Origin of the sequence: Bacillus sp. AF62 (assembly GCF_050312695.1) — a bacterium.
In the GTDB taxonomy this organism is placed as follows: Bacteria; Bacillota; Bacilli; order Bacillales; family Bacillaceae_G; genus Bacillus_A; species Bacillus_A cereus.
Genome location: NZ_JBNPJZ010000009.1, coordinates 44,194 through 55,960, shown reverse-complemented (window position 1 = coordinate 55,960; position 11,767 = coordinate 44,194). Strand labels below are relative to the sequence as shown.

The window sequence follows — 11,767 nt, the reverse complement described above, 5'->3', positions numbered from 1 at the left end:
TCTGTATAACTGTCTACTGTATCGATAATTTCTGTTGCAAAAGTATTTGTTTTTCCGGCCACAACACACTTATCAATATCGATTCCGATGTAATTGTCTTGTCTACTAAATACGAAACCTATACCGTCGTAATTGCCTTCTAAGTAAAACTTGACCGCTGTTGCAAACGTTGACCAAGTACGTCTATTATTTGCCTGCGCCATCTCCCCTGTAACTTGATAGGGAATTTTAGTTGCCTTACCATCTTTTTTCTCTTTTCGCCAAAGTATCCATTGCGGAAGAGCCTTTAATTCTGTTGGAATTTCGTTGAAATTGTATGGATTCTTTTTCATTTTTTCCTCCCACTTGCCTTTTAGGGTATAAAAAAGAGAAGTCGGCACATACCAGCCTCTCTATGTAATTATTTAGAACGGTAACATGTCATCGCCCACCGTTACTGCTGGACCACTGGTTATCGGATTTACGTCCGACACGTCATAATATTTTGCTTTTGCTGCCGTACGCTTTTGTTTTTGGCCATCCACAACCTTGTCGTATTCTTCATGTTTTACTGTGATTTTCACATTTTTATTAAGTAATTGTTTCGCCATATCTTCTGGTGAAGTAAAGACATGGTTATTATGAAATCCACATGCTTTTAATAATGAGTTAACGATTTTCACAGAAACCTCATGTTCAAACGTAAATGTGTTATAGAGTACTTTCACTCCTTGATGATTCTGCGGTACGTCACTACGAATTTCAAAGTCTACAGATAGTTTTGGCTTACCGGCTTGCGTTCTACCCGCTTCTGCATTTACAATGACCGCTTCATATTTACCTTCAGCAACTAATTCAAACCCTGTACTTGCATTTGATTCATCAAATTTAAAGAAACTCATGATTTATTTCCCCCTGTATTTTAGTTTGTGGATGACACGATTAATTCTTCTTGTATGCAACCGAGACGTGTATCTAAATGATTCTTAGCAAACACGCTTTGATTCCCTTCTAACACAAATCCTCTTGTCCCATCTGCTTTTTTCACTAATTGACCGACAACATGAACAATTCCCATGATGTGATTCACAATCTTATCGCGTATATCAGGAATGAATTGTGTATATTGCTGCCCATCATCATGAATGATATTTCTTGTTGTTTCCCAAGCTGTAAAAATAACATTTGCATCTAATGAGTTAAACGTTTCTACTACCTTTAGAAGATGGTTATCTAGTAAAGCGTAATCCTTTAATTCTGGCATACCACTTTTCGTATTTTCACCTTTCTTCAGCAGCCATAACTTTTGATAGTGCGTTAGGTTATCGAGAAAGATGTTGTCGTACTGAGTTATATTTGCTTTTGCTAATGCATAAAATTGCAAGATACTATCATGTGGATGTTCACCATTAATCCTAGCTACATCCACATTGTCATACCCCGATAACACTTGGCTTGTCCCATCGATATCCAGGACTAATGTTTTACCTGGCAATAATCCAGCGACCGTTGTCTTTCCGTTACCTGGCTTCGAATAAATAATGATTTTCGTCTTTTTACTTTTTGTAATTTGAGCACCGTTGGTGATTTCCATTTTGTTCACTCCCCTCCATACTTTTCAGAACAAAAACGGCAGCTTCCAGGTCAAAAATCTCACGTTCCGTATCCTTAATATTCCTCTCCACAATCGGCTTCTTTTCTATTAACCTTTCTAATTCACGTCTGTGTTCACCTAACTTCCGTTGGCGTACAAGTAATGCCTGTTCTAGTTCTGCAATAGAAGCATTCAAAACGGCGTCACCTCTTTCTGCTTTGTTAACTCATACACTTCTATAAACGCCTGCAAGGCATACCTGTAGGCAATTACCATACAAATTGATTCGGAGTCATTTGCACGCTCATACCGAGAGATGAAACGCTTTAAAATAGCAATCTCATTTTCAATCTTGTTTTGCACCTGTTCCATGCACAATTTACAATTCACCTCGTCGTTCTTGAAATCCAAGTAACGTGACTACATATACCACTGCGTTCTCCCTCAGAAGAACTTCTCCGTCTGGAGAAATCAATACATCATCATCTGGGAATACATCACTCCCGCAAATATCTTTAAAAGGAATGGGCTCATATTCTTGTGAATCCCCCATTCCATAACCATTCCTCATAATTATTGGGTTTTCTATCATTTTCGATTCTCCCTCTTCTTTTTTTGTCTTTCTACGTCGTATTTTTTTGTTTTACATGAAACATATTTCTGTCATTGTAAAATGCCCCCATTTACACACCACGTACAGAACATCATTTAAAAAGTTCCTCAAGCTTGACTCGTAAGGTGTGGACAGTCCAACTTACCAGAAGATCCATAGAATCTTGTTATTGTAAGCCTTCCCGCTCCTTCTGCATCGCTTTTTCTTTTTCTCAATCGAAACGGATTTCTTCCTTGAACTCTCATTATTATCATTTTGTTTATTTATAATATTAATATGTTATTTAGATTCACTTTCTATCTCTTTCAAATCTCCACTTCCCCAGCGGAATTGTGGATAAAACGTTACTAATTTTTGGATTATTCTATTCCCATTCAGTTTCCCATACATCCCTAACACTCTCACTCCATTTAATTTGATACCCACTATGTCCCTTTCGTGTATACGGTATTTCTTCCCCATATTTCTTTCCCATTTGTTCACCAATTTGAGTCGGATTCAAGAATCCTGTTTTATATGTGGCTGCAGGTAACAACCGTTTATAGGAAGAAAAATCTTCACCTGTTTTCTGCTCAGCCCGTTCCATTGCCACTGCATATGCAATCCCTTCTTTTACCCCTGTCATGCTTGCTAACGTTTTTGCTATATCTATTTCTTGACGAAATATGAGATTAACTGATTTTTTGCGTGGTTTGGATTGTTTCTTACCGCTCACCCTTTCCTCTACTTCAATAAAGTATCTTCGAACTTTTCACCCAAACGAGGGAAAAGTCTTTCTTTCCTACAAACTCGTATTTTTCAATTCTATCTTTCATCCATGAAGAGGAATCTTTTCTTACATGCAACCCTTTATGCAAATCTCTCTCATTTACAACCTTTTGTCCCCTGTTTGTTACCATTATTCTAACTACGCCATCTTCAAATAATCCTAAATGCGATTGGTTTACGCTATGTAATTGGTTCATAAATAATAGCCTCCTATTTTATAGATTTCTTTACTGCTCAAACAGCTCGTCCACTGTTGTTTTGAAATATTTTGCTAGTTTTTGAGCCTCTTTTAGAGTGAAGTCACTTTTACCGCGTTCTTTAGCAAAATATGTTCTCGGTGCAATGTGAATCAAATTTGCTGCTTTCTCTTGTGTCATACGCTGCTCTTTTCTGGCGATGTATAGGTTTTTATGCATGGAAATCGCTCCTTTTAAAAATAATTTCTAGATTCTACAGTTTAAGTTACCTCTGTTAACTATAAAATTAAAAAAAATCAATAAACAACTCATCTATAGAAACCTTAAAGATACTTGAAATCCCCAATAACTTCGCAGTTGTGGGTTGCAATTTACCATTTTCCATCAGGTTAACTAAAGAATGACTACAATCTAATAACTCTCCTAATTCTCTCTGTGAAAAACCTTTATTTTTCCTTAATAAATAAAGCTTCTTACCATCAAATTTTTTCATCTTCATCCCCCTAAGTTACTTCTGTTAACATCATATAACAAAATACTTTCTTCTGCAAACCTTTTTTATGTACTTTAATGGTTTTACTAAAAAAGCATTGCTTCATTTACTTATTTTAGTTATTATAATCATAGAAATGTTTAATTCAGTTAACCGGAGGGTGTTAGTAATGGTAACATTAGGAGACCGTATCAAAGCGATTCGTACTAAAAACAATATCTCACAACAAGAGTTAGCAGACGCTTTACATGTTAATCGTTCTGCAATATCCTTATACGAAACGAATAGAAAAAGCCCTTCGAGAGAAAATACCTATAAAATAGCTACCGTATTAGGTGTATCAATAGATTATTTATTAGGTTTACAAACCGAGCCTTCTTTTCAAACTGAAAATATTAATTCTGAAACTGCTCAACTTATGAAGCGTCTTGATAATATGCCATCCGAAACAAAGCAAACGATTATAAATTTAATTGATGACTTACTTAAAATACACGAAAAATAAACCATGATTATTGAGTATTAATCATGGTTTTAATTTTATTGACCATATGTATAAACTCTTCATCTTCACTAAAAATTTGTTCTAGTACTAACATCATTTTAATTTTTCCTTCTACGTTTTTCCATTCCTGTTGAATCATTTCCGCGTTTACTTTATTCATATTATCTGATCTCCTCTATAAACGATTATCTCAACACCTACTGTAAATTAGCCTCTTTTCTATAATTTTATTACTAATCCTTATACATGTCTCAAGATTTGCCAAAAATCGATTTTAATTTTTTTTGCAAAAATCATTGACAAACCAAAAAGAACTACTTAGAAAATTTATCTAAGTAGCTCTTTTTAGTTTATCCACCAGGCTTAATATCCACATAAGAAGGTTCATAAATGCCTTTCATTGCGAATCCTTGATTAGTAACAAACGGCATTGCCATTAAAGTCATCATTAGCGACATTATCAATATTGATTTCTTCAAAATCCTTCCCCCCTACCTCATATTGATAATCCATCATCCATTCAATTATAGCAGAATCTTCTCCCCGCTTATATAACTCTCTTGCACTTAAACTAGAAAAAAAGTAATTGCCTTGACTAAAGAATTGCTTTAGACAATTATGCAAACTTTTATTAGAATTATCTCTAATTGCCTTAAATAATACAATAAAATCTTCGTTTTCTTTTTGATAGAACCTCGAAGCCAATCTTTCTATTCCGTCCAAGTTATTAGTTGACTGATTATTTTCTAATTCATAGTATAATTCAACCACTTTCAAATTATACAGTGCCTCAGTTTCTAATATTTTCTCTCCAATAGCTTTTGATAATTCATAGCTTTCTTTTAATAGCGACAAACATTTCTGTTTATCTTCAAGTAAATAAGACATACCCATTAAATATGTTGCATCAGAAACAGTTTTTGCGCAAAAATTTGAACCTTTTAACACAGCAGCATACTTTCTTGTCAAATCACGATTATTTAATCGTAAGTATACAGGCGCTAAAATCTCATACACTCTGTGAAAGTAACAATGCAAAATAAAATCTTTCCGGCCACCACTTAGATGCTTCAAACTTTGTTCTACTTCTCTGCCCAGTCCAATCATCATAGGAAAATCTTTAGAAAAATAATAATTATAACATTTCATTATATCCATTAGTATCCGCAAACAACAATCAGTTGGTTGCCGTAGTGTTTGCAAGCTTTTAATTAATGATTTACCACCAATCTCATTTACTATATATTTATACAAGATTTCATATACATCTATATACTCCTTAATGCTCCCCCGGTCATCTCGATACTTCTCAATCAACTTTTTTAACAATTCAATATCTCTAGTAATTGCTGCATATTCAAAGCCTTGTTTAATTAATTCTGTTGTATCAACTTTTAAACAAAAATTACTCATAGTCATTCTAAAGTTCTGATCAGGCAAGCTTAATACTTTTGCCAACTTTAAAAGACCACTAAAATTAATGGTTCCATTTTTCTTAAATTTGGACATGTACTGCGCACTTACTCCAATAGCCTCAGCAACACTCGCATATGTTAACCCAGGTCTATTGTCAATTAATTTGCAAACTTCGACATGTAGCGACTTCAAAGTAACTTTCCCTCCATCCGGTATAACATAAAAGCTCTTAGCTTTAATTTTCTCAGCTCAGGACACATTCTAAAATTACTAGGAGTGTGTTACCCTGACGAGAAACTCGTATGATGCACATGTTTGTCCTAAAGTAGCTAGGGATGAACGGTGTTAGTGATTGTGTCACGATTGCCTCTAACACACGCTCTACGAGTTTTATGTTTTTATTTATTCTGTTTTTTGTGATTATTCTGTCTAATAAACTGAAAGAAACCCCTATACTGTATAAATGTTATCACGAACCTATATTCTCTTCCAACCTATTGCAACTTGATAAATATTAATCTCAAGAAATTTGCTATATTTCGATAAATATATATCATAATTTTTCCCATTTCTAATGAATATTGGTTCTTTTTTATTATATTCTACTAAAATTAAGTGTAGAAACCATCCAATTCCTGATAACCATACCCAATCGATTTAAAATTTAGTTATCACATTATAATAATTAATTTTAGAACTTTCTCAATATGTGTCAAATGATTTTTATGGTATCATTATTTTATACTTACTTGTATCATCCTGATTGGTTTCCCTAACCAATCTCCCCACTAATCCTAGTGGGGAATTTTATTTTTTGAGTATTTTCGAATTTAAATATGGTATGCTATTTTAAACGACATTTTTATTTTCATGTAGGTAATATGTTATTAAAATTAAAGTGATTTAAATCAAAGAGTGACGCTCGATTTATATTGAGCGTCTTTTCTTTTGGTAATAAACAAGTTATAATCTACTCAATAAATCGAATTATCAATCTTTATATATACAGGAGGGATTCCTATGGTGGTTTACAAAGATAAAGAACGAGGAACATATTTCTTTGTTGTTAGAATACGTCAGTTTGATGGTACTCAAAAACAAGTAAAACGTCGTGGATTTAAAACGAAAAAGGAAGCACGTGAAGCAGAAGCAAAAATGTTAGTTGAAAAAGAATCAAACTCTAGCTTAACGTTTGCTCAAGTTGCTGATGTTTATTTTGATTGGTATTGTCAGAGGAGGAAAGAATCTTCCATAGTTACTATTCGAAATGTTATTTACAACCATTTAGTACCCGAGTTTGGAAAAATAAAGATAGATCATATCATACCGAAACACATTATGAATTATCAAAACAAAGTTATAGATACATACTCAGCTAAACATTTAAAGAAGATTCACGCAGTACTATCTGCTATATTTAATTTTTCAATTAAATTTCATGGTCTTACGAATAACCCAGCAAGAATTACAGGTAATTTTGAAAAAGAATCAAATAAACGAATGAACTTTTGGGAATTTGATGAGTTCAAACAATTTATCGAAGTTGTAGACGATTCATTATACAAAGTATTCTTTTCCATCTTATATTATAGTGGTGCTAGAAAAGGTGAATTATTGGCATTAACTTGGGAAGATATAAATTTTGAAGACAATACAATTAACATTAATAAAACAACTTATAGAGGAAAAGTCACCAACCCAAAAACAAAATCATCAAACAGAATTATCATGTTACCAATACACATCATCAATTTATTGAAAGAGCTAAAAAATCATGCTACAGTAGAAGCACCATTAAAAAATGATTATGTTGTATTCGGAAAGTTTTATACTTGTGTATCCACAACTACCCTGGACAGAAAATACGCTAATTATTTAAATATTGCTGGCAGCAAAAAAATTCTACTTCATGAATTCAGACATTCTCATGCATCTTATCTAATAAATAAAGGCGTCAATCCACTTGTAGTAGCCCAACGCCTAGGTCATTCAAGTGTTTCAACTACATTAGATACGTATAGTCATTTATACCCATCAAAACAAGAGGAAGTAGTTGCATATATGGAAGAGGATTTTACACAAACATGGCCAAATAGTTACCATTGCAACCAAAAACATTGATATAATAAATTTGAAAGGGAATATACTCTTCCACACTATTCGCTTTACTCACTTCACTTTGGCAACCAACTATAAATAGTGAAATGAAAAAGATATATATTATTTTTTTATATTTCATTTCTATTCTCCACTCCATACATTATTCTTACTTAGTTTTATAGCGGTTTTTATTATAGTATAAAATCTTTATATTTTAATAAAATCCATATCTGTATGCGAAATTGCATATTAATAAGTCTTCTTCTTACTTTAAAATTAGCTTAAATCACTTTCCATATTATACAAATAACAAGTTTAAAATGTTATAATTTTCAAAAAACCATTGGAGGATATTATGAAAGCCCACGCAATTTTCGATTTCTTACATTTACTAGTCTTAACGCTGAAAAGCTATTATGTATGGGGAATGCCTATCTATGTCTTCGTTATTCCTCTTATCTTTGTAGTCGGTTATATTATTATTAATTCTAATAAGAAACAAAAAAATACATCTATTCAAAGTCACTAATCTATTACCTTAATAGCCTCCTAAAAATCATATTCCCCTCATTTTCTTCAAATGATATGATGAACAAGGGTATATCCCCACCACTCTTATAGCGGTGGGGATTTTAATGTCAATATGCAACATACTACACAATAGAAGGTGATTTTCATGAGAAAATACGCAGCAATTGCTTTATGTACGTCTGCCATTCTAGCAGGCTGTAATACTAACAATGTAAGTCCAGAACCTAAAAAAGAGAAAACGGCTCAAGGGATTAAGAAACAAGAAGAGACTGTGCAAGAACAAGGTAAAATCTCATATAATGCAGTTACACACGAATCTACAAACACAAGTATTCATATTACAGACATAAAAGATTCTTTAAATGAAGTACAATATAAAATTTGGCGCACAGCTGATGGCAAGGAAAGTGCTAAATTTTTTTCTTCTAAAGAAAAAGAGAAAAAATTCACACTTCCTTTTGACATAAAAGAATTTGAAGGAAAACGCGGTGAGTTCCAAATTGAAGCAACAGGAATGAAAGAAGATGGGAAAACAATCCCGCTTACGAAATCTACTATTACTTTCGAACAAAAGGTTCCTGTTCTTATGTATCACGCAATCGATGATTATCATGGTCAAGGTATTAAAGACTTATTCGTATCACCAGCTAACTTTGAAGCACAAATGAAACATTTAAAAGACAATGGTTATACGCTTTTAACGTTTGAACGCTGGGGCGATATAAATAAAGTAAATAAGCCGATTTTCGTTACATTTGATGACGGTATGAAAAATAATATGAATGCATTTCGCGTTTTACAAAAGCTAAAAGATGATACTTTTAAACCGGCAGCAACAGAATATATGATTGTTGATAACGTTGATGTAGAAGGAGCATTGTCTACTTCTGAAATAAAAGAAATGGTTGATTCCGGCATTTTCTCGGTGCAATCTCATACTGCAACACATGCAGACTTACCGAAAATTACAAACTATGAGGAAGAGTTAAAAGGTTCAAAAGAAAAACTAGAAAAAATAACAGGTAAGCCTGTTATCGCGATTGCTTATCCATTCGGTCATGTAGATGATAAGGTTGTTACAGAAACGAAGAAGTATTATCAATTTGCGACGACGACAAAGCCTGGGCAATTCATTACGAAGGGTGAACCTGATGAATTGTTAAAGATGAAGCGCGTTCGTATACACCATACAACGACTGTAGAGCAGTTTGCTTCTTCAATTAAGTAAATGTAAGAGCTCAATACATTTTGAGCTCTCTTTTTACTTTATATTTATATATATTTTTAGAATTTTCTTGTATTATATATAGTAAGAAATCTTTCAAATTAAAGGAGATTATACATATGTCATTTGAACAAACGTTAGAGAAATATGCTGCTCTTGCAGTTAATGTTGGTGTTAATATTCAACCTGGACAAACTTTATCAATTAGTGCACCTCTTGAAGCTGTACAATTTGTACGCCTCGTTACAGAGAAAGCATATAAATCTGGTGCAAAACACGTATATGTGGATTGGAATGATGAGACGTTAACACGCTTAAAGTTCGATCTAGCTCCTGAAGAAGCTTTCTCTGAATTCCCTTCTTGGAAAGCACATGCTCGTGAAGAATTAGCAAAAGAAGGCGCTGCATTTATGTCTATCTATGCAGAAAACCCTGATTTATTAAAAGGTGTAGAAGCATCGCGTATCGCAACAGCTCATAAAGTAGCTGGAGAAGCGATGAAAGTATACCGTGATTACGTACAAGCCGATAAAGTAAGCTGGTGTGTAATTTCTGTTCCTACGAAAGAATGGGCTGCGAAAGTATTCCCTGACGTAGCGCCAGAAGAACAAGAAGCAAAGTTATGGGATGCTATTTTCAAAGCTACTCGTGCTGATTTAGAAAATCCTGTAGAAGCATGGAAAGAACATGATGAAACATTACATACAAAAGTGGATTACTTAAACGAAAAGCATTATAAAGCTCTTCACTATACAGGTCCTGGAACAGATTTAACAATCGAACTTCCAGAAAAACATGTATGGGCTGGTGCTGGTAGCTTAAATGAAAAGAACGTACCATTTATGGCTAATATTCCAACTGAAGAAGTATTTACAATGCCACTTAAAACAGGTGTAAACGGCCAAGTTTCTAGTACAAAACCGTTAGTATTTGCAGGTAATATTATCGATAATTTCACGTTAACATTTGAAAACGGACGTATCGTAGACTATAAAGCTGAAGCTGGTGAAGAAGCTTTAAAACATTTAGTAGAAACAGATGAAGGTTCTCACTTCTTAGGAGAAGTAGCTTTAGTACCTCATGACTCACCAATTTCAAACACAAATGTTTTATTCTACAATACACTATTTGACGAAAATGCATCTTGCCACCTTGCAATCGGAAATGCTTATGCATTTAACTTAGTTGGCGGAAAAACAATGTCTAAAGAAGAACTTGCTGAAAACGGCGCAAACGCTAGTATCACACACAACGACTTCATGATTGGATCAGCTGAGCTTGATATTGACGGTATTACTGCTGATGGCAGACATGAGCCTATCTTCCGTAAAGGTAACTGGGCGTTTTAAATTTATTACCATAAAGAAACACATTGGATAATCCAATGTGTTTCTTTATTTATTTGGTTTCAATTCAAATTTTATCGTTCTATTTTCATGCGTAAACTCCGGTCTATACGTAGCGATATACGTATTTTCTTTCGCTACGTCAAATAGCATGATATCTTGAATTTTTTCATCTGGTGCTAACTTTTTACTAATAAAGCTATCAGGGTTATTATATTCTTTAAATCTTGTACCTTTCTTATCGGTAATCTCAAATTCATAAAATGCAAAAGGTATTTCCTTTTTACTATTATTTTCTACTTTGAAAATAATCCCCAAAATCTCCTCTTTCTTTTTATTCTCATCATAATCCGGATATCCTAATTTAACTGAATCGATAGTTACTTGCAAACCATCTACGTCTACTGTCTCCCCTATTTTATACACTTTATCTTGAACATCTTCTTGTTTACTTTCATTACTATCTTTAGTCTCAGTGCAAGCACTTAAACTAAAAGCTATGCCAAAAATTAAAACAATTTGACTTACCTTTTTTAACATACTCTTTCCTCCACATAAGACAATATTTCATATGTATCATAACAAAACGCTTTACTCTTTCTTGTCATATTTTGTCGTATTAATTGCTAACTGCACAAATAGAAAAAAGCTATCTTCTACAAAAGATAGCTTTCATGATGCCGATGAAACCTTAAGACCAATGACACCCAAAACAATAAAGAGAATACAAAATGCTTGGAATAAGCTAATATGCTCTTTAAAAAAGTACACACTAATGATTGTAATAAGTAACGTTCCAACGCCAGACCAAATGGCATAAGCAATACTTAAATGAATCTTTTTAACGACGATAGCAAATACGCTGAAACAAATTCCATAAAATACGAAAATAAGTACACTTGGAACGAGCTTTGTTAAACCATTTGATAGTTTCATTGCGATTGTTCCAGCTACTTCAAAAATAATTGTAACAAGTAATAATAGCCAATATACCATACTA

General features: G+C 33.4%; 18 protein-coding genes and 1 pseudogene. 5 read left to right on the top strand and 14 right to left on the bottom strand.

Translation table 11 applies throughout. The annotated features are described in order from the left end of the window. The 10 genes and pseudogenes from ACQRBL_RS01595 to ACQRBL_RS01550 form a co-directional block, all read right to left on the bottom strand. Positions 1-332, bottom strand: a pseudogene (locus ACQRBL_RS01595) (phage/plasmid primase, P4 family); the annotation flags it as partial. 72 nt (positions 333-404) lie between these two features. Then, positions 405-881 carry a DUF669 domain-containing protein gene (locus ACQRBL_RS01590; RefSeq protein ID WP_097984887.1) on the bottom strand — a complete coding sequence of 159 codons (477 nt, stop codon included), beginning with the start codon at positions 879-881 and terminating at the stop codon, positions 405-407. A 20-nt stretch (positions 882-901) separates the two neighbouring features. After that, positions 902-1,573 carry an AAA family ATPase gene (locus ACQRBL_RS01585; protein ID WP_411996410.1) on the bottom strand — a complete coding sequence of 224 codons (672 nt, stop codon included), beginning with the start codon at positions 1,571-1,573 and terminating at the stop codon, positions 902-904. Beyond that, a complete protein-coding gene (locus tag ACQRBL_RS01580) occupies positions 1,536-1,769 on the bottom strand; it encodes a hypothetical protein (protein WP_427733752.1) in 234 nt (77 codons plus the stop codon). The genes ACQRBL_RS01585 and ACQRBL_RS01580 overlap by 38 nt, the downstream gene beginning before the upstream one ends. Then, complete coding sequence (locus ACQRBL_RS01575) at positions 1,766-1,945, bottom strand: hypothetical protein (RefSeq protein ID WP_197230486.1); 180 nt, start codon at positions 1,943-1,945, stop codon at positions 1,766-1,768. The genes ACQRBL_RS01580 and ACQRBL_RS01575 overlap by 4 nt, the downstream gene beginning before the upstream one ends. A 7-nt stretch (positions 1,946-1,952) precedes the next feature. Further along, positions 1,953-2,165, bottom strand: coding sequence for a YqaI family protein (locus ACQRBL_RS01570; RefSeq protein ID WP_411996408.1), 213 nt, complete (start codon positions 2,163-2,165; stop codon positions 1,953-1,955). Between the two features lie 385 nt (positions 2,166-2,550). Beyond that, on the bottom strand, positions 2,551-2,901 hold the full coding sequence (locus ACQRBL_RS01565) for a hypothetical protein (RefSeq protein WP_411996407.1): 351 nt from the start codon (positions 2,899-2,901) through the stop codon (positions 2,551-2,553). Between the two features lie 13 nt (positions 2,902-2,914). Continuing rightward, the gene (locus tag ACQRBL_RS01560; RefSeq protein WP_327940094.1) at positions 2,915-3,151 is read right to left on the bottom strand and encodes an antA/AntB antirepressor family protein; all 237 of its coding nucleotides are present in this window, start codon (positions 3,149-3,151) and stop codon (positions 2,915-2,917) included. Positions 3,152-3,181: 30 nt separating this feature from the next. Then, positions 3,182-3,370, bottom strand: coding sequence for a helix-turn-helix transcriptional regulator (locus ACQRBL_RS01555; protein ID WP_197230489.1), 189 nt, complete (start codon positions 3,368-3,370; stop codon positions 3,182-3,184). A 67-nt stretch (positions 3,371-3,437) separates the two neighbouring features. Further along, complete coding sequence (locus tag ACQRBL_RS01550; protein ID WP_065485760.1) at positions 3,438-3,644, bottom strand: helix-turn-helix domain-containing protein; 207 nt, start codon at positions 3,642-3,644, stop codon at positions 3,438-3,440. Between the two features lie 169 nt (positions 3,645-3,813). Here ACQRBL_RS01550 and ACQRBL_RS01545 point away from each other — a divergent pair, with 169 nt between their 5' ends. Continuing rightward, positions 3,814-4,149, top strand: coding sequence for a helix-turn-helix domain-containing protein (locus ACQRBL_RS01545; RefSeq protein ID WP_411996406.1), 336 nt, complete (start codon positions 3,814-3,816; stop codon positions 4,147-4,149). Between the two features lie 7 nt (positions 4,150-4,156). On the opposite strand, the gene ACQRBL_RS01540 is transcribed toward ACQRBL_RS01545, so the two are convergent. Together ACQRBL_RS01540 and ACQRBL_RS01535 are read right to left on the bottom strand one after the other, a co-directional pair. Continuing rightward, positions 4,157-4,309, bottom strand: a complete 153-nt coding sequence (locus tag ACQRBL_RS01540; protein WP_180231832.1) for a hypothetical protein — start codon at positions 4,307-4,309, stop codon at positions 4,157-4,159. A gap of 254 nt (positions 4,310-4,563) precedes the next feature. Next, positions 4,564-5,757 (bottom strand): AimR family lysis-lysogeny pheromone receptor, encoded by a 1,194-nt coding sequence (locus ACQRBL_RS01535; RefSeq protein WP_098856493.1) that lies wholly within the window; start codon positions 5,755-5,757, stop codon positions 4,564-4,566. 828 nt (positions 5,758-6,585) lie between these two features. Between ACQRBL_RS01535 and ACQRBL_RS01530 the strand changes: the two genes are divergently transcribed. The 4 genes from ACQRBL_RS01530 to ACQRBL_RS01515 all read left to right on the top strand — a co-directional run bounded on the left by ACQRBL_RS01530 (position 6,586) and on the right by ACQRBL_RS01515 (position 10,770). After that, positions 6,586-7,686, top strand: a complete 1,101-nt coding sequence (locus ACQRBL_RS01530) for a tyrosine-type recombinase/integrase (RefSeq protein WP_197230502.1) — start codon at positions 6,586-6,588, stop codon at positions 7,684-7,686. Between the two features lie 334 nt (positions 7,687-8,020). Beyond that, on the top strand, positions 8,021-8,194 hold the full coding sequence (locus ACQRBL_RS01525) for a hypothetical protein (protein WP_000643594.1): 174 nt from the start codon (positions 8,021-8,023) through the stop codon (positions 8,192-8,194). A gap of 147 nt (positions 8,195-8,341) precedes the next feature. Beyond that, the gene (locus ACQRBL_RS01520) at positions 8,342-9,424 is read left to right on the top strand and encodes a polysaccharide deacetylase family protein (RefSeq protein WP_411996405.1); all 1,083 of its coding nucleotides are present in this window, start codon (positions 8,342-8,344) and stop codon (positions 9,422-9,424) included. A 116-nt stretch (positions 9,425-9,540) separates the two neighbouring features. Beyond that, a complete protein-coding gene (locus ACQRBL_RS01515; RefSeq protein ID WP_086396624.1) occupies positions 9,541-10,770 on the top strand; it encodes an aminopeptidase in 1,230 nt (409 codons plus the stop codon). Between the two features lie 45 nt (positions 10,771-10,815). Here ACQRBL_RS01515 and ACQRBL_RS01510 read toward each other — a convergent pair whose 3' ends face one another. Beyond that, positions 10,816-11,307 carry a DUF4352 domain-containing protein gene (locus ACQRBL_RS01510; RefSeq protein WP_000915109.1) on the bottom strand — a complete coding sequence of 164 codons (492 nt, stop codon included), beginning with the start codon at positions 11,305-11,307 and terminating at the stop codon, positions 10,816-10,818. Positions 11,308-11,439: 132 nt separating this feature from the next. Beyond that, on the bottom strand, positions 11,440-11,763 hold the full coding sequence (locus ACQRBL_RS01505) for a DMT family transporter (protein WP_000263262.1): 324 nt from the start codon (positions 11,761-11,763) through the stop codon (positions 11,440-11,442). Between the last annotated feature and the right edge of the window lie 4 nt (positions 11,764-11,767).

Bases quoted from the DNA above. Each gene is read 5' to 3' on its own strand.
- ACQRBL_RS01590 (WP_097984887.1), bottom strand. From the start codon at position 881: ATGAGTTTCTTTAAATTTGATGAATCAAATGCAAGTACAGGGTTTGAA.
- ACQRBL_RS01585 (WP_411996410.1), bottom strand. From the start codon at position 1,573: ATGGAAATCACCAACGGTGCTCAAATTACAAAAAGTAAAAAGACGAAA.
- ACQRBL_RS01575 (WP_197230486.1), bottom strand. From the start codon at position 1,945: ATGGAACAGGTGCAAAACAAGATTGAAAATGAGATTGCTATTTTAAAG.
- ACQRBL_RS01570 (WP_411996408.1), bottom strand. From the start codon at position 2,165: ATGATAGAAAACCCAATAATTATGAGGAATGGTTATGGAATGGGGGAT.
- ACQRBL_RS01560 (WP_327940094.1), bottom strand. From the start codon at position 3,151: ATGAACCAATTACATAGCGTAAACCAATCGCATTTAGGATTATTTGAA.
- ACQRBL_RS01555 (WP_197230489.1), bottom strand. From the start codon at position 3,370: ATGCATAAAAACCTATACATCGCCAGAAAAGAGCAGCGTATGACACAA.
- ACQRBL_RS01550 (WP_065485760.1), bottom strand. From the start codon at position 3,644: ATGAAAAAATTTGATGGTAAGAAGCTTTATTTATTAAGGAAAAATAAA.
- ACQRBL_RS01545 (WP_411996406.1), top strand. From the start codon at position 3,814: ATGGTAACATTAGGAGACCGTATCAAAGCGATTCGTACTAAAAACAAT.
- ACQRBL_RS01540 (WP_180231832.1), bottom strand. From the start codon at position 4,309: ATGAATAAAGTAAACGCGGAAATGATTCAACAGGAATGGAAAAACGTA.
- ACQRBL_RS01530 (WP_197230502.1), top strand. From the start codon at position 6,586: ATGGTGGTTTACAAAGATAAAGAACGAGGAACATATTTCTTTGTTGTT.
- ACQRBL_RS01525 (WP_000643594.1), top strand. From the start codon at position 8,021: ATGAAAGCCCACGCAATTTTCGATTTCTTACATTTACTAGTCTTAACG.
- ACQRBL_RS01520 (WP_411996405.1), top strand. From the start codon at position 8,342: ATGAGAAAATACGCAGCAATTGCTTTATGTACGTCTGCCATTCTAGCA.
- ACQRBL_RS01515 (WP_086396624.1), top strand. From the start codon at position 9,541: ATGTCATTTGAACAAACGTTAGAGAAATATGCTGCTCTTGCAGTTAAT.
- ACQRBL_RS01510 (WP_000915109.1), bottom strand. From the start codon at position 11,307: ATGTTAAAAAAGGTAAGTCAAATTGTTTTAATTTTTGGCATAGCTTTT.
- ACQRBL_RS01505 (WP_000263262.1), bottom strand. From the start codon at position 11,763: ATGGTATATTGGCTATTATTACTTGTTACAATTATTTTTGAAGTAGCT.